Source organism: Streptomyces sp. NPDC016851, assembly GCF_055562795.1.
This window is the reverse complement of record NZ_JBVHEP010000025.1, coordinates 23,823-39,123: the sequence shown is the minus strand read 5'-3', so window position 1 is coordinate 39,123 and position 15,301 is coordinate 23,823. Positions and strand designations below refer to the sequence as shown.

Below are 15,301 nucleotides of genomic sequence, written 5' to 3'. Positions count from 1 at the left end.
GCTCAGGGCAGTACGCGGTAGGTCAGGTGCGTGACCAGGCTCGCCGGCCGCGACCTCACCTGCTCCAGCTTCAGCGGCGGGACGCCCTCGAACAGCCGCGTGCCCGCGCCCAGTGTGAACGGCACGATGTGCAGCCGCAGTTCGTCGACAAGGCCGGCGGCGAGGTACTGGTTGATCGTGGTCGCGCCGCCGAGGATCAGGACGTCGCCGTCGCCGGCCGCCGCGCGGGCCCGCGCCAGTGCCGACGCGATTCCGTCGGTGACGAAGTGGTACGTGGTGCCGCCGTCCATCGGCTGTGGCTCGCGCGGGTGGTGGGTGAGCACGAACACCGGCGCGTGGAACGGCGGATTGTCGCCCCACCAGCCGTTCCACTGCCGGTCCCACGCGTCGCGCACGGGGCCGAACATGTTGCGGCCCATGACGAATGCTCCGGCGGCGGCCAACTGGTCGACCTCGGCGCGGTTCTCGTCGGGGGTGTCGAACATCCAGGCGTGCAGCTTGTCGCCCGTGCCGTCGCCGCCGTCGTCGCCGAACGGGCGCTCCTCGGTCTGGTCGAGCCCGGCGGAGTAGCCGTCGGCCGTGATCGTGATGTCGCAGATCACTCTGCCCGTTCGTTCCGTCATCGCTCTCTCCTCCTCGCAGCGGCCTTTGCCGCTTCCGGGGTGAGCTTCCAGCCAAGCTTCGGCGTGAACAAGGAGGCGTACGACCAAGGTCCCACGCGGGGACCATCTCGGGACAGGGGTCAAAGTGCCGCGTGGCCCTTACTCTGACGGTCATGACCGCCCCGAAGCCGCGTGACGCCGATGTCACAGATGTCGCAGATGCCGTGGAAGCCGATGGCCTGACCTCCGTCCCCGCGCCGGACGAGACCGTGCTGGGGCGGGAGTACCGGGCGCTGAGCTTCGGGATCGTCTCCGTGGTGCTGCTCATCGCCTTCGAGGCGACGGCGGTCGGTACGGCGATGCCCGTCGCGGCGCGGGAGCTGGACGGGGTGCCGCTGTACGCGTTCGCGTTCTCCGGGTACTTCACGACGAGTCTGTTCGGGATGGTGCTCTCCGGGCAGTGGTCGGACCGGCGCGGGCCCCTCGGGCCGTTGACGACGGGCATCGCCTCCTTCGGGGCCGGGCTGCTGCTGTCGGGGACGGCCGGGGCGATGTGGGTGTTCATCCTGGGGCGGGCCGTGCAGGGGCTCGGCGGCGGGCTGGTGATCGTCGCGCTGTACGTCGTCGTCGGACGGGCGTATCCGGAGCGGCTGCGGCCGGCCATCATGGCCGCGTTCGCCGCGGGCTGGATCCTGCCGTCGATCGTCGGCCCGCTCGCCGCCGGCACGGTGACCGAGCAGCTCGGGTGGCGGTGGGTGTTCCTCGGGATACCCGTACTCGTCGTCTTCCCGCTCGCGCTCGCGCTGCCGCAGATACGGCGCCGCGCGTCCGGACCGGTGCCGCCGCCGGACTCGGAGCCTTCTCCCGGCCGGCCCCCTTCCCTCAACCGCCGCCGCATCCGCCTGGCGCTGGCCATCTCCCTCGGCGCCGGCCTCCTCCAGTACGCCGCACAGGACTTGCGCCCGCTCTCGCTCCTGCCGGGCGCCGCCGGACTGGCCCTGCTGGTGCCCGCCGTGCTCGGGCTGCTCCCGCGCGGCACCTACCGGGCCGCTCGCGGGCTGCCCTCCGTCGTGCTGCTGCGCGGCGTCGCCGCGGGGTCGTTCATCGCCGCGGAATCCTTCGTGCCGCTGATGCTGGTGACCCAGCGCGGGCTCAGTCCGACCCTGGCCGGGTTCTCGCTCGCCGCGGGCGGCGGGACGTGGGCGCTGGGCTCGTGGGTGCAGTCGCGGCCGCGATTCGAGCCGTACCGGGAGCGGTTGACGACCTTCGGCATGCTGCTGGTGGCGGCGGCCATCGCCGCAGCGCCGAGTGTGCTGCTCGATTCCGTGCCCGTGTGGACCCTGGCCGTCGCCTGGGCCTTCGGCTGCTTCGGCATGGGCCTCGTCATCTCCTCCACGAGCGTGCTCCTGCTCAAGCTCTCCGCCCCCACGGAGGCCGGCACGAACTCCGCCGCCCTCCAGATCTCCGACGGCCTGTCCAACGTCGTCCTGCTCTCCGCCGGCGGCGCCGCCTTCGCCGCCCTCGGCGGAGGCACGGTCACCCACACCGCCACCACCGCCACCGCCTCCCACCCGGCCGCCTTCGCCGCGGTGTTCCTGCCGATGGCGGTGGTCGCGCTGGTGGGGGCCTGGGTGACCACGCGGCTGCGGGAGCGGTGAGGAGCCCTGCCGGGCTGTGACGTGAATCCCACCCTGGCATGACCCGGGCTTGTCCGCGCATGAGCAGTGGCAGGGCGCCGGTAGGGTGGCCCGGTTGTCATACGTAGCCGAGCCGTCAGGCTCCCTCGAACGAGCCGCCCGACCCCCAACGGAGACCGTGACTACCACCGCCGGCACCAGCTCTGCCTCGCACCACCTGTCCCCGGCGTTCCCCGGCCGCGCCCCCTGGGGTACCGCCAGCAAGCTGCGCGCCTGGCAGCAGGGCGCGATGGAGAAGTACATCCAGGAGCAGCCGCGGGACTTCCTGGCGGTCGCCACCCCCGGCGCCGGCAAGACGACCTTCGCGCTGACGCTGGCGTCCTGGCTGCTGCACCACCACGTCGTCCAGCAGGTCACCGTGGTGGCCCCGACCGAGCACCTGAAGAAGCAGTGGGCGGAGGCCGCGGCCCGGATAGGCATCAAGCTCGACCCGGAGTACAGCGCCGGGCCGCTCGGCCGGGAGTACCACGGGGTCGCCGTGACGTACGCGGGCGTCGGCGTGCGGCCGATGCTCCACCGGAACCGGGTGGAGCAGCGCAAGACGCTGGTCATCCTCGACGAGATCCATCACGCCGGTGACAGCAAGTCCTGGGGCGAGGCCTGTCTGGAGGCCTTCGAGCCCGCCACCCGCCGACTGGCCCTGACCGGTACGCCCTTCCGGTCCGACACCAACCCCATCCCCTTCGTGACGTACGAGGAGGGGAACGACGGGATCCGGCGGTCCGCCGCCGACTACACCTACGGTTACGGCAACGCCCTCGCCGACAACGTCGTCCGGCCCGTCATCTTCCTCTCCTACAGCGGCAACATGCGCTGGCGCACCAAGGCCGGGGACGAGGTCGCCGCGCGGCTCGGCGAGCCCATGACCAAGGACGCCATCAGCCAGGCCTGGCGGACCGCCCTCGATCCGCGCGGCGAGTGGATGCCGGCCGTGCTGCGCGCCGCCGACCAGCGGCTGACCGAAGTGCGCAAGGCCATCCCGGACGCCGGTGCGCTCGTCATCGCCTCCGACCAGGACTCGGCGCGCGCGTACGCCAAGCTGATCCGCGAGATCACGGGCAGCAAGGCGACCCTCGTGCTGTCCGACGACTCCGGCGCCTCCGAGCGGATCGACGAGTTCAGCGCGAACAACGACCGGTGGATGGTCGCGGTGCGGATGGTGTCCGAGGGTGTCGACGTGCCGCGGCTCGCCGTCGGGGTGTACGCCACCACCATCTCCACTCCGCTGTTCTTCGCTCAGGCCGTCGGCCGTTTCGTACGGTCCCGGCGGCGCGGCGAGACGGCCTCGGTGTTCCTGCCGACCGTGCCGGACCTGCTCTCTTTCGCCAACGAGATGGAGCGCGAACGCGACCACGTCCTCGACAAGCCCAAGAAGGAGGGCGAGGAGGACCCGTACGCCGAATCCGAGAAGGAGATGGAGGAGGCGAACAAGGAGCAGGACGAGGACACCGGCGAGCAGGACATGCTGCCCTTCGAGGCGCTGGAGTCCGACGCGGTCTTCGACCGGGTCATGTACAACGGCGCCGAGTTCGGCATGCAGGCCCACCCGGGCAGCGAGGAGGAGCAGGACTACCTCGGCATCCCCGGGCTGCTGGAGCCGGACCAAGTCCAGCTGCTGCTGCAGAAGCGGCAGGCCCGGCAGATCGCGCACAGCCGCAAGAAGCCGGACGAGGAAGCCGACCTGCTCGAAGTGCCCGCCGAGCGGCGGCCGGTCGTCTCGCACAAGGAGATGATGGAGCTGCGGCGGCAGCTCAACACGATGGTCGGCGCGTACGTCCACCAGAGCGGCAAGCCGCACGGCGTGATCCACACGGAGCTGCGGCGCGTGTGCGGGGGGCCTCCGGCGGCGGAGGCGACGGCGGGGCAGCTACGGCAGCGGATCGCCAAGGTGCAGGAGTGGGCCACGCGCATGAAGTGACCCCCGAGTCGTACGTATGAGGACAAAAGGCGCTAGTCGGTCTTGAGCCGTGCCCGGATTCTGGACGGAGCCTTCCGCTCAGCGAACTCCCTTCGCTACTGTCCGGCTACGCATACGCCCCGTGGCAGCGCCGCCGCGGAGCGCAGCCGTGAAGCGACGCGGCCCGGACAGGCCGGGCCGCCGGCCGATCGGCGGCCTCTGAAGCGCGTCGCCGACGGGACTCGGTGACGCATCCGCCGACCAGGGGGCCGTCGACCTCACCACTAAGGAGTGGGCGTCGTGACCGCGGAGACCTCCCAGACGCTCGACAGAGGACTACGTGTCCTCAAGCTGCTCGCCGACACGGACCACGGAATGACCGTGACCGAGCTCTCCCTCAAACTGGGCGTCAACCGGACCGTGGTGTACCGGTTGCTCGCCACGCTGGAACAGCACGCGCTCATACGCCGTGACCTGGGCGGACGTGCCCGGGTCGGGCTCGGCGTGCTGCGTCTGGGCCGGCAGGTCCACCCCCTGGTACGAGAGGCCGCGATGCCGGCGCTGCGGTCGCTGGCCGAGGACATCGGCGCGACGGCGCACCTGACCCTGGTGGACGGGGCGGACGCCCTCGCCGTGGCCGTGGTGGAGCCGACCTGGACGGACTACCACGTCGCCTACCGGGCAGGATTCCGCCACCCCCTGGACCGGGGCGCCGCGGGCAAGGCGATCCTCGCGGCCCGGCAGCACCCCATGACGGACCCGGGCTTCACCCTGACCCACGGGGAGCTGGAGGCCGGCGCGTGCGGGGCGGCGGCGCCGCTGCTGGGCGTGACGGGCGTCGAGGGCAGCGTGGGCGTGGTGATGCTGGCGGACGTGGTGCCGAAGCGGGTGGGGGACAGGGTCGTCGAGGCGGCACGAGAGGTCGCGGACGCGCTGCGCTGACGTGTGCGGCGGCGCTGTGCTGCGTGTGCGGACGCGCTGCGCTGACGTGTGCGGATCCCTCCTGCCGGGCCCCGGGCGACCTGGGACCGGCCCCATTCCGTGCCCGAGTTAGATTGATCCCGTGTTCTCTCGTCTCACGCGTCCCCAGGCCATCGCCGTCTGCGCCCTGCCCGTCGTGGCCCTGCTCGCCACGGCGGTGTTCGCGCCGCTGCCGTTCTCGGTGGCGCAGCCCGGGCAGACGACGAACGTGCTCGGGGAGGACAAGGGTGCCCCGGTGATCACTATCAAGGGTGCGCCGACCCGGGACACGCCTGGTCAGCTGCGTATGACGACCATCGTGGCGACCTCGCCGGACACCCGGGTCTCGCTCCCGGACGTCATCGACAACTGGTTCCGCACGGACCGGGCGGTCATGCCGCGCGACGCGATCTACCCGAGCGGCGACTCGGTCCAGGAGATCGAGCGGCACAACGAGAAGCAGATGAAGGAGTCCCAGGACGCGGCGACGCAGGCCGCACTGAACTACCTCGGCCTCGACGACAAGGACGTCAAGGTCGGCCTGCGGCTCGCGGACGTGGGCGGGCCCAGTGCCGGGCTGCTGTTCTCCCTGGGGATCATCGACAAGCTCGACGGCGACGGCACGGGTGGTGATCTCACCGGGGGCCGTGTCATCGCCGGCACCGGCACGATCGCCGCCGACGGCACGGTCGGTGCGGTGGGCGGCGTCGCCCTCAAGACCCAGGCCGCCAAGCGGGACGGGGCGACCGTGTTTCTCGTCCCGAAGGCGGAGTGCGCGGACGCGCGTGCCGAACTGCCGAAGGGCCTGCGGCTGATCCCGGTGACCACGCTGAAGAGCACGGTGAGTTCCCTGGTGGCCCTGGAGACGGGGAAGGGCTCCGTACCCAGCTGTTAGTGGGCGGCGGCTGCCGTCCCCGGCCGGGCGGCGAGCCTTAACCCGACCTCCACCAGGGTCCAGCCGAGGCGGGTACGGAGGCCATGGCTGTTCCGGGCGGTGGGGCCCCGGCCTCCGGTTTCGGCACGGAGTTCGGTGGCGCGGGCGTGGTGCAGGGCGAGGTGGATGTCGGGGTGCATCTCAGTCCGTCCTGATCGGGAAGGCGTGGGTGTGGAGGCGGACCTGCTCGGCGCCGGGGGTGTCCTCGGTGGCCTCGCGGTCGCGGTAGGTGTCGAGCAGCGCGTGCATCTTCTCGACGAGCTCTTGAGTCAGTTCGGGCGTCAGTCGCAGCGTCCAACTGCTCATGTCCCAGACGCGGCTCCACTCCTCGGGCCATGAGTCGCGGTTGCCCAGCCACGTCGACAGATCCCGGGTCTGCGTGGTGGCGACCTCGTGGAGGTACATGTCCGCCGCGCCGCGCACGGCCGGGTCCGAGTCGGTGAGCAGGGCGTCGTCGAAACGGAGGCCGTAGTGAGCCGCCTTCCACCACCGCTCGCGCCCCTTGCCGTGCTCGGGGGCGTCCTCGATGAAGCCGTACTCCGCGAGTTGGCGCAGGTGGTAGCTGGTGGCGCCGCTGGACTCGCCCAGCTTCGCAGCCAGTTGCGAGGCGGTGGCCGGGCCGCCGAAGCGCAGGGCGTCGAGCAGCTGCATCCGCAAGGGGTGCGCGAGTCCTCGTAGGGATCGGGCGTCGAGTTGCCGCACGTGTGGGTTCTGGGGTTCGGTCACGGTGCAAAGCTATCCTTGCAAAGGAATCCTTGCAAGGGTTTCTTTGCAACTCTCTTCATCGGTCCGGGTCACCCCTCCCTGACCAACCCCTCCTCCACCATCCAGTCCAGCGCCACCTGATGCGGATCCTCCCCCTCCACATCCACCTTCGCGTTCAGCCTCCGTGCCACCGTGTTGTCCAGCCGTGCCGTCACCGGGTCCAGGACGTCCGCGATCGCCGGCCACTCCTTCAACGTCTTGGCGTTGATCATCGGCGCGGCGTTGTAGTTGGGGAAGAACTTCCTGTCGTCCGCCATGACCGCCAGGTTCATGGAGTCGATGCGCCCGTCGGTGGTGAACACCTCGCCGTACGGGCAACTCCCCTTCGACGTCTGGGTGTAGATGATCCCCGTGTCCATCTGCGTGACGTTCCGCGCCGGCAGCTTCAGCCCGTACGCCCGCTGCATGCCCGGCAACCCGTCCGCCCGGTTCGCGAACTCGACCTCCACGCACAGCTTCACCGCCCCCGGGTCGGACTTCGCCAGCTTCGCCACGTCCGACAGGGTCTTCGTGCCGTACTTCTTCGCGTTCTCCTGGTTCATCGCCAGCGCGTACGTGTTGTTCAGGGACGACGGCCGCAGCCAGGCCAGCCCGTTCGCCGCGTCGGCCTTCCTCACCGCCTCCCACTGGGCGCGCGGATCCGTGACCGGCTTGCTGTTGCCCAGGTACGTGATCCAGGCCGTGCCCGTGTACTCGTACCCGGCGTCGGCGTCCCCCTTGCGGACGGCCTCGCGGCTGCCGATGGATCCCTGGATGCCCGTGCGGTCGAGTACCTCCGCCCCGGCCGCCTCCAGGGCGATGCCCATGATCGCGCCGAGGATCAGCCCCTCGGTGAACGACTTGGACGTCACCGTCAGGCTCGCGCCCTTCAACGCCTCGCCCCGCCCGACCGACCCGGGCCGCACGTCGTCCGCCATGGGGGAGCCGCTGGTCAGGCCGCACCCCGCGACCAGCAGTCCCGCTGCTCCCGCCAGGCACATCGGCCGCCTCATGGCTGGAGCCCCCGGGGCCGCAGGAGCACTTCCGCCAGCGAGGCCAGCCAGTCCACCAGCAGCGCCAGCACCACCGTGAGGACCGAGCCCAGCACCAGCACCGGCATCCGCTGGTTGGTGATCCCCGTCGTGATCAGCACGCCCAGTCCGCCGCCCCCGCCGAAGACGGCCAGGGTCGCCGTGCCGACGTTCAGGACGAGGGCCGTGCGGACGCCCGCGAGGATCAGCGGGACCGCGAGGGGGAGTTCCACCCGGGTCAGCACTCCCGCCGGTGACATGCCGATGCCCCGGGCCGCCTCCAGCAGCGTCGGGTCGTTCGCCTTCAGGCCGGCGATCGTGTTCGACAGCACGGGCAGCACGGCGTAGGCGATGATGCCGATCAGGGCGGCCCTGCGGCCGATGCCCAGCCAGATGACGAGCAGCGCCAGCAGGCCGATCGCGGGCGTCGCCTGGCCCATGTTGGCGAACGCCATCGCCACCGGAGTGGCCCTGCGGAACGCCGGGCGGGTCAGCAGGATGCCCAGCGGGATCGCGATGACCAGCACGAAGAACGTGGAGATCGCGGTCAGCTGGATGTGCTGCCACAGGGCCTTGGAGACCTGGCCGTCCGACAGGGCGTTGCGGGTCAGCGCGTCCAGGTCGGCCTGCCGGAACCAGAGCCAGGTGGCGAGCAGCACGGCGACCAGGACGGCGGGCAGCACGGTCAGCTTCTGCCAGCCGACGCGCCGGGGCGGCGGGCCGGGTGCCGCCCGGGGCGCCTCGGCCTCCTCCTCGCCCGCCGGTCCGGGGGCGGTGCGCACCTGCCCCGGAGCGGTCACCGTGTCCCTCCCAGGCCGCCCACGCCGGTGACGTCCCCGCCGCCGCCCTCCTGCTCCGCGTGCGTCTGCGCCGCCCGCAGCTCCTCCAGTTCGTGCTGGTTCTCCAGCGCGTCCAGCCGGTCGGCCTCCAGCATGTCGTGCACGGAGTTGAGGAGTGTCTCCATGTCGACGACGCCGGTGTACTCACCGTGCCGTCCCGTCACCGCGACGCGCCCGGTGTTGTCGGTGAGCACCGCCTCCAGCGCGTCCCGCAGGGTCGCGTCCCGGGTGACCGTGTCGTGCACCAGCGTCCCGGCGCGGGCCAGCGAGCCCCGGGCCCGCATCAGGTCGCCGCGCCGGAGCCACTTGTAGGGGCGGCCGCGCCGGTCGAGCAGCAGGACCTCGTTGGTGCCGCCGGCCCGCAGCCGGTTGAAGATCTGCTGCAACGGGTCGTCGATCGTCACCGTCGGATAGTCGGTGATCTCCACGTCCCGTACGCGGGTCAGGTTGAGCCGCTTCAGCGCCGCCCCGGCGCCCACGAACCCGGACACGAAGTCGTCCGCCGGGTTGGTGAGGATCGCCTCCGGGGTGTCGAACTGCGCGATGTGGGACCGCTCGCGCAGCACGGCGATCCGGTCGCCGATCTTGATGGCCTCGTCGAAGTCGTGCGTGACGAAGACGATCGTCTTGTGCAGCTCGTGCTGGAGCCGGATCAGCTCGTCCTGGAGATGGTCGCGGGTGATCGGGTCCACTGCCCCGAACGGCTCGTCCATCAGCAGCACCGGGGGATCGGCGGCGAGGGCCCGGGCCACGCCCACGCGCTGCTGCTGGCCGCCGGAGAGCCGGCGCGGGTAGCGGCCCTGGAACTCGCCGGGGTCGAGGCCGACCAGGTCGAGCAGTTCCTCGGTGCGCGCCCTGATCCGGGCCTTCGGCCAGCCGATCATCCTCGGGACGAGCGCGATGTTCTGCGCGACCGTCATGTGCGGGAAGAGCCCGGCGGACTGGATCGCGTAGCCGACCTTGCGGCGCAGCCCGACCGGGTCGATGTCGGTGACGTCCTCGCCGCCCATGCGGATACGGCCGCCGGTCGGCTCGATCAACCTGTTGATCATCTTGAGCAGGGTCGACTTGCCGCAGCCCGAGGGGCCGACGAGGACGACGACCTCGCCCGCCTTGATCTCCATGCTCACGTTGTCCACGGCCGGCTGCGCACTGCCGGGGTACCGCTTGGTCAGGCTCTCCAGCTCGATGGAGGCCCCGTGGCCGTCGGTCTCAGGCACGGATCCCCCTGGGAATGGTCAGCCGCCCGATCAGGACGTACGCGGCGTCGAACAGCAGCGCCAGGACGATGATGCCGAGCGTGCCCGCGAGGACCTGGTTGAGCGCGTTGGCGCTGCCCAGCGAGGCGAGGCCGCGGAAGATGACGTTGCCGAGACCGGGGCCCGAGGCGTACGCCGCGATGGCCGCGATGCCCATCAGCATCTGGGTCGCGACCCGGATGCCGGTCAGGATCGGCGGCCAGGCCAGCGGCAGCTCGATCCGCAGCAGCCGGGCCGGGCGGGACATCCCGATGCCCGTGGCCGCGTCCACCAGCGCCGGGTCGACCCCGCGCAGCCCGACGATCGCGTTGCGCACGACCGGCAGCAGCCCGTACAGCGTCAACGCGATCACCGTCGGCGCCACGCCCAGGCCCACGACCGGGATGAGCAGGCCGATCAGGGCGAGCGCCGGGACGGTCAGGACGGTGGCGGTGGCCGTGGTCGCGAGGTTCCCGGCCCACTCGCTGCGGTAGGTGGCGACGCCGATCAGGACCCCGAGCACGGTCGCGACGACCATGCACTGGAAGACGGCGCTCGCGTGCTGGTAGGCGTCCGTGAGCAGTTGCTGGTGCCGCCCCGCCACGTACTCCCAGAAGTTCACACGCGCTCACCCCACGATTCAGGTCTCCTCCGCGGCCTGCTCCACCAGCGGGATGATCCGCAGCGGAACGGGGTTCTCCATGACGATCGCCGTGGAGGCCCGGACGATGCCATCAAAACCGACGACCCGGTCGATCACACGCTGGAGATCGGCGTTCGAGCGGGCCACCAGCCGGCACAGCATGTCCCCGCTGCCGGTGGTGGTGTGCAGCTCCAGCACCTCGGGCACGGTCGCCAAGTGGGCCCGTACGTCGGCGCCTTGGCCCTGCCGGATCTGGAGCGTCGCGAACGCCGTGACCGGGTAGCCGAGTGCCGCCGGGTCCACTTCCGGGCCGAAGCCGCGGATGACTCCGTTCGACTGAAGCCGGTCCAGCCGCGCCTGCACGGTGCCGCGGGCGACGCCCAGCCGCCGGGACATCTCCAGCACTCCGATCCGCGGCTCCCGCGCCAGCAGCAGGATGATCCGGCCGTCCAGATGATCGATCGCCACAGCAGCCTCCCGGCATGGTCATCCTGTACAGAAGCGCCGTCGACACGGCCGTATTGCTGAACAGATTGCCCAGCGGAGACGCAAACTATTGCGCACCTTGCCGAGCGGGGAGACCCTGCGGCTATGACGCAGACCACACACCACACTCCCGACACCGCCCGGCAGGCCGACCCCTTCCCGGTCAAGGGAATGGACGCGGTCGTCTTCGCCGTGGGCAACGCCAAGCAGGCGGCGCACTACTACTCCACCGCCTTCGGCATGAAGCTGGTCGCCTACTCCGGACCGGAGAACGGCAGCCGCGAGACCGCTGCCTACGTCCTGGAGAACGGCTCCGCCCGCTTCGTCCTCACCTCGGTCATCAAGCCGTCCAGCGACTGGGGCCACTTCCTCGCCCGGCACGTGGCCGAGCACGGCGACGGCGTCGTCGACCTCGCCATCGAGGTCCCGGACGCGCGCGCCGCGTACGCCTACGCCCTCGAACACGGTGCCCGCTCGGTGGCCGAGCCGTACGAGCTGAAGGACGAGCACGGCACGGTCGTCCTGGCCGCGATCGCCACCTACGGCGAGACCCGCCACACCCTCGTCGAGCGCTCCGGCTACGACGGCCCGTACCTGCCCGGCTTCGTCGCGGCCAAGCCGATGGTCGAGCCGCCCGCGCAGCGCACCTTCCAGGCCATCGACCACTGCGTCGGCAACGTCGAACTCGGCCGCATGAACGAGTGGGTCGGCTTCTACAACAAGGTGATGGGCTTCACGAACATGAAGGAGTTCGTGGGCGACGACATCGCCACCGAGTACAGCGCGCTGATGTCGAAGGTCGTCGCCGACGGCACGCTCAAGGTCAAGTTCCCGATCAACGAGCCGGCCATCGCCAAGAAGAAGTCCCAGATCGACGAGTACCTGGAGTTCTACGGCGGCGCGGGCGTCCAGCACATCGCGCTCAACACCAACGACATCGTCCAGACGGTCCGCACCATGCGCGCGGCCGGCGTGGAGTTCCTCAACACGCCCGACTCGTACTACGACACGCTGGGGGAGTGGGTCGGCGAGACGCGCGTGCCGATCGACACCCTGCGCGAGCTGAAGATCCTCGCCGACCGCGACGAGGACGGCTACCTGCTGCAGATCTTCACCAAGCCGGTCCAGGACCGCCCGACCGTCTTCTTCGAGATCATCGAGCGCCACGGCTCGATGGGCTTCGGCAAGGGCAACTTCAAGGCCCTGTTCGAGGCGATCGAGCGCGAGCAGGAGCGCCGCGGCAACCTGTGACCCGATCGTCCCTGTGAGTTCGTGCGGGTGTCACGGGGCACCCGCACGCCCTCATTCCTCCTCCAGCCGAGGCACCTCGTCCGGCGGCTCCCCCAGCGCCTCCGACGCCGCCCGCGCCGCAGGCGCATGCAGCGGTGAGAAGTGCGGGTTGATCCGCAGGGCCTCCGCCAGGTGGCGTCGCGCGGCCCCGTACCGCTCCAGCTCCCGCTCGATCATGCCGCGGTGATAGGCGTACGCCGCGCTGCGCACCGCGCCCCCGTGGTCGCCCTCCGTCGCCCCCACCGCGAACCGCAGGGCCTCCTCGTGCCGACCCGCCCGGTGCAGCGCCCAGCCCAGCGCGTCGGCGACCTCGGTCCCCGGCTGGCGGCGCCACTCGGCCCGCAACCGCCGTACCGCCTCCCGCGGATCGCCGTGGTCCGCCTCGAACCGGCCCAGCACCAGCTCCTCGTCGGCCCCGCCCGCCGCGGCGACCCGGACCCGCTCCCGCAGCAGGTCGTACTGCACCCGGGCCGCCTCCGGCATCCCCAGCGACTCGTACAACTCGCCCAGCTCCAGGGCGTACCGGGGACAGGGCTGCTTGGCGAGGGCCACCCGGTAGGCGTTCAGCGCCTCCGTCGTCCGGCCCAGGGCGGCCAGCGCCCGGCCCTGTCCGGCCTGCGCCGCCCGCTGGTCCGGGTCGAGGCGCACCGCCTCCTGGAAATGCCGTAGCGCGTCCTGAAGGTCCCCGCGTTCCCAGGCCAGTTGCCCGGCCCGCTCCAGATAGGCCGCCCGCTCGGCCGGTGCCCGTGCGCCCGCCGCCGCGTCCGCCAGCGAGGCCGCCGCGTCCTCCCGCCGGCCCCGGTCGCGGTAGACGGCCGCGGCCCGCGCCAGCACGGCGGGTCCCGAGCGCAGCTCCGTCAGCCGGTCCAGCGCCCGCTCGGCCGCCGCGTGCTCACCGAGCCCGGTGTAGGCGTCGATGAGCAGCGGATACGTCGTCCACCGCCGGGGCTCCAGCGTCAGCGCCGCCTCGCCCCAGCGGCGCGCGGCGGGGAAGTCCCGGCGCGCGTTGGCCAGCGCGGCCAGTCCGGCCAGGGCCCGGGTGTTGCGCCGCGGCCGTACCTTCAGCGACGTCCGCAACGCCTTCTCCGCGCGCGGGTAGTACGCCGGGTCGGCCAGCCGCCGCCCCTGTTCCACGTACGCCGCCCCGAGCACCGCCCAGGACGCCGCGTCCCCCGGACGCGTCCGCACCCGCTGCTCCCGCTCGTCGATCAGCTCCGCCAGGTCGGGCAGCGCCGCCGGCACCCCGGCACCGACCGCCGCCATGGCCACCGCCTCCGGCGACGGCGGAGCGGGCTCGGCGGGCCGCTCCCACGGCAGCAGCACCAGCACCCCGCCGAGCACGGCGCACCCCGCGGCGCAGCCGAGCACCACCCGCCGGGTGCGGAAGCGGCCCTCGGGGGGCTTCTGCTGGTTCTCCATGGCGCTCACTGTGCGTCAGTACGACGACCACACCCGGGCAGGCGAAGGGTGCCGCCGACGGGTTCACACCGATGGCCCCGGGTGCGAACCTGTGATCATGAGCCGTATCGAAGCGCCCAGCTCCGAAGGCGCGGACACCGCAGTGACCGGCAACCTCGTCGACCTCCTGCTCGGCGGCCTGCCCGCCGAGGCGGTCCTCACCGACCCCGACGTCACGGCCTCCTACGCCCACGACATGGCGAGCTTCTGCCCGGCCGGCGCCCCGGCCGTGGTCGTCCTGCCCCGCACGGTGGAGCAGGTCCAGCACGTGATGCGCACCGCCACCGCCCTGCGCGTCCCGGTCGTCCCACAGGGCGCCCGCACCGGACTGTCCGGCGCCGCGAACGCCTCCGACGGCTGCATCGTGCTCTCCCTGACCAAGATGGACCGCGTCCTGGAGATCAACCCGGTCGACCGCGTCGCCGTCGTCGAGCCCGGCGTGATCAACGCCGCCCTGTCCCGGGCCGTCGGCGAACACGGCCTGTACTACCCGCCGGACCCCTCCAGCTGGGAGATGTGCACCATCGGCGGCAACATCGGTACGGCCTCGGGCGGCCTGTGCTGTGTGAAGTACGGAGTCACCGCCGAGTACGTCCTCGGACTGGACGTCGTGCTGGCCGACGGGCGCCTCATGTCCACCGGCCGCCGCACCGCCAAGGGCGTCGCCGGGTACGACCTGACCCGGCTGTTCGTCGGCTCCGAGGGCTCGCTCGGCATCGTCGTACGGGCCGTGCTCGGCCTGCGTCCCAAGCCGCCCGAGCAACTCGTGCTGGCCGCCGAGTTCGCCTCCGGGGCCGCCGCCTGCGACGCCGTGTGCCGCATCATGGAGGGCGGCCACGTCCCGTCACTCCTCGAACTCATGGACCGTACGACGGTCAAGGCCGTCAACGACCTGGCGCAGATGGGCCTCCCGGAGACCACCGAGGCCCTGCTCCTGGCCGCCTTCGACACCACCGACCCGGCCGCCGACCTCGCCGCCGTCGGCGCGCTGTGCGAGGCCGCCGGAGCCACCCAGGTCGTCCCGGCCGACGACGCGGCCGAGTCCGAACTGCTCCTCCAGGCGCGCCGGTTGTCGCTCACCGCGCTGGAGGCCGTCAAGGGCGTCACGATGATCGACGACGTGTGCGTGCCCCGCTCCCGGCTCGCCGAGATGCTCGACGGGGTCGACCGGATCGCCGAGAAGTACCGGCTCACCATCGGGGTCGTCGCCCATGCGGGGGACGGCAACACCCACCCGACGGTGTGTTTCGACCAGGCCGACCCCGACGAGTCACGGCGCGCCCGCGAGTCCTTCGACGAGATCATGGCCCTCGGCCTGGAACTCGGCGGCACCATCACCGGAGAGCACGGCGTCGGCGTGCTGAAGAAGGAGTGGCTGGCGCGCGAGATCGGCCCCGTCGGGATGGAGATGCAGCGGGCCGTCAAACAGGCCTTCGACCCGCTGAACATCCTCAACCCGGGCAAGCTGTTCTGAGGGTCGCG

At 71.6% G+C, this 15,301-nt stretch carries 15 protein-coding genes; 6 read left to right on the top strand and 9 right to left on the bottom strand.

Going from position 1 to position 15,301, the window contains the following annotated elements; all coding sequences use genetic code 11:
* Nucleotides 1–2: 2 nt before the first annotated feature.
* Nucleotides 3–623 (bottom strand): dihydrofolate reductase family protein, encoded by a 621-nt coding sequence (locus tag ACZ3I3_RS32335; RefSeq protein ID WP_467370830.1) that lies wholly within the window; start codon nucleotides 621–623, stop codon nucleotides 3–5.
* Nucleotides 624–775: 152 nt separating this feature from the next.
* Between ACZ3I3_RS32335 and ACZ3I3_RS32330 the strand changes: the two genes are divergently transcribed.
* The 4 genes from ACZ3I3_RS32330 (at nucleotide 776) to ACZ3I3_RS32315 (ending at nucleotide 6,051) form a co-directional block, all read left to right on the top strand.
* Nucleotides 776–2,260, top strand: a complete 1,485-nt coding sequence (locus tag ACZ3I3_RS32330) for an MFS transporter (RefSeq protein ID WP_467370828.1) — start codon at nucleotides 776–778, stop codon at nucleotides 2,258–2,260.
* A 157-nt stretch (nucleotides 2,261–2,417) separates the two neighbouring features.
* Nucleotides 2,418–4,217 (top strand): DEAD/DEAH box helicase, encoded by a 1,800-nt coding sequence (locus ACZ3I3_RS32325; protein ID WP_279545618.1) that lies wholly within the window; start codon nucleotides 2,418–2,420, stop codon nucleotides 4,215–4,217.
* Nucleotides 4,218–4,496: 279 nt separating this feature from the next.
* Entirely contained in the window at nucleotides 4,497–5,138 is a 642-nt protein-coding gene (locus ACZ3I3_RS32320) for an IclR family transcriptional regulator (RefSeq protein ID WP_467370827.1), read from the top strand.
* Between the two features lie 121 nt (nucleotides 5,139–5,259).
* Entirely contained in the window at nucleotides 5,260–6,051 is a 792-nt protein-coding gene (locus tag ACZ3I3_RS32315; RefSeq protein WP_467370825.1) for a S16 family serine protease, read from the top strand.
* On the opposite strand, the gene ACZ3I3_RS32310 is transcribed toward ACZ3I3_RS32315, so the two are convergent.
* The 7 genes from ACZ3I3_RS32310 to ACZ3I3_RS32280 form a co-directional block, all read right to left on the bottom strand.
* A complete protein-coding gene (locus tag ACZ3I3_RS32310) occupies nucleotides 6,048–6,230 on the bottom strand; it encodes a hypothetical protein (protein ID WP_467370823.1) in 183 nt (60 codons plus the stop codon). The two genes, ACZ3I3_RS32315 and ACZ3I3_RS32310, sit on opposite strands and share 4 nt — an antisense overlap.
* Before the next feature lies 1 nt (nucleotide 6,231).
* Nucleotides 6,232–6,816 (bottom strand): ArsR/SmtB family transcription factor, encoded by a 585-nt coding sequence (locus ACZ3I3_RS32305; RefSeq protein WP_467370822.1) that lies wholly within the window; start codon nucleotides 6,814–6,816, stop codon nucleotides 6,232–6,234.
* A gap of 68 nt (nucleotides 6,817–6,884) precedes the next feature.
* Nucleotides 6,885–7,847, bottom strand: coding sequence for a glycine betaine ABC transporter substrate-binding protein (locus ACZ3I3_RS32300; protein WP_467370820.1), 963 nt, complete (start codon nucleotides 7,845–7,847; stop codon nucleotides 6,885–6,887).
* Nucleotides 7,844–8,665, bottom strand: a complete 822-nt coding sequence (locus ACZ3I3_RS32295) for an ABC transporter permease (protein ID WP_467370818.1) — start codon at nucleotides 8,663–8,665, stop codon at nucleotides 7,844–7,846. Before ACZ3I3_RS32295 ends, ACZ3I3_RS32300 begins: the two co-directional genes overlap by 4 nt.
* Nucleotides 8,662–9,924, bottom strand: coding sequence for a betaine/proline/choline family ABC transporter ATP-binding protein (locus ACZ3I3_RS32290; protein ID WP_467370817.1), 1,263 nt, complete (start codon nucleotides 9,922–9,924; stop codon nucleotides 8,662–8,664). The genes ACZ3I3_RS32295 and ACZ3I3_RS32290 overlap by 4 nt, the downstream gene beginning before the upstream one ends.
* A complete protein-coding gene (locus tag ACZ3I3_RS32285; RefSeq protein ID WP_467370815.1) occupies nucleotides 9,917–10,564 on the bottom strand; it encodes an ABC transporter permease in 648 nt (215 codons plus the stop codon). The genes ACZ3I3_RS32290 and ACZ3I3_RS32285 overlap by 8 nt, the downstream gene beginning before the upstream one ends.
* A gap of 18 nt (nucleotides 10,565–10,582) precedes the next feature.
* Nucleotides 10,583–11,053, bottom strand: coding sequence for an Lrp/AsnC family transcriptional regulator (locus ACZ3I3_RS32280; protein WP_020277695.1), 471 nt, complete (start codon nucleotides 11,051–11,053; stop codon nucleotides 10,583–10,585).
* Between the two features lie 123 nt (nucleotides 11,054–11,176).
* Here ACZ3I3_RS32280 and hppD point away from each other — a divergent pair, with 123 nt between their 5' ends.
* Nucleotides 11,177–12,322 carry a 4-hydroxyphenylpyruvate dioxygenase gene (gene hppD, locus ACZ3I3_RS32275; protein ID WP_467370814.1) on the top strand — a complete coding sequence of 382 codons (1,146 nt, stop codon included), beginning with the start codon at nucleotides 11,177–11,179 and terminating at the stop codon, nucleotides 12,320–12,322.
* Nucleotides 12,323–12,373: 51 nt separating this feature from the next.
* On the opposite strand, the gene ACZ3I3_RS32270 is transcribed toward hppD, so the two are convergent.
* Nucleotides 12,374–13,780 (bottom strand): tetratricopeptide repeat protein, encoded by a 1,407-nt coding sequence (locus tag ACZ3I3_RS32270; protein WP_467370812.1) that lies wholly within the window; start codon nucleotides 13,778–13,780, stop codon nucleotides 12,374–12,376.
* A 91-nt stretch (nucleotides 13,781–13,871) separates the two neighbouring features.
* Between ACZ3I3_RS32270 and ACZ3I3_RS32265 the strand changes: the two genes are divergently transcribed.
* Nucleotides 13,872–15,293 (top strand): FAD-binding oxidoreductase, encoded by a 1,422-nt coding sequence (locus ACZ3I3_RS32265; RefSeq protein WP_467370811.1) that lies wholly within the window; start codon nucleotides 13,872–13,874, stop codon nucleotides 15,291–15,293.
* Nucleotides 15,294–15,301: the final 8 nt, after the last annotated feature.

Excerpts from the sequence above, each read along its gene's own strand:
- ACZ3I3_RS32300 (WP_467370820.1), bottom strand. The coding sequence starts at position 7,847 with ATGAGGCGGCCGATGTGCCTGGCGGGAGCAGCGGGACTGCTGGTCGCG.
- ACZ3I3_RS32270 (WP_467370812.1), bottom strand. The coding sequence starts at position 13,780 with ATGGAGAACCAGCAGAAGCCCCCCGAGGGCCGCTTCCGCACCCGGCGG.
- ACZ3I3_RS32310 (WP_467370823.1), bottom strand. The coding sequence starts at position 6,230 with ATGCACCCCGACATCCACCTCGCCCTGCACCACGCCCGCGCCACCGAA.
- ACZ3I3_RS32330 (WP_467370828.1), top strand. The coding sequence starts at position 776 with ATGACCGCCCCGAAGCCGCGTGACGCCGATGTCACAGATGTCGCAGAT.
- hppD (WP_467370814.1), top strand. The coding sequence starts at position 11,177 with ATGACGCAGACCACACACCACACTCCCGACACCGCCCGGCAGGCCGAC.
- ACZ3I3_RS32335 (WP_467370830.1), bottom strand. The coding sequence starts at position 623 with ATGACGGAACGAACGGGCAGAGTGATCTGCGACATCACGATCACGGCC.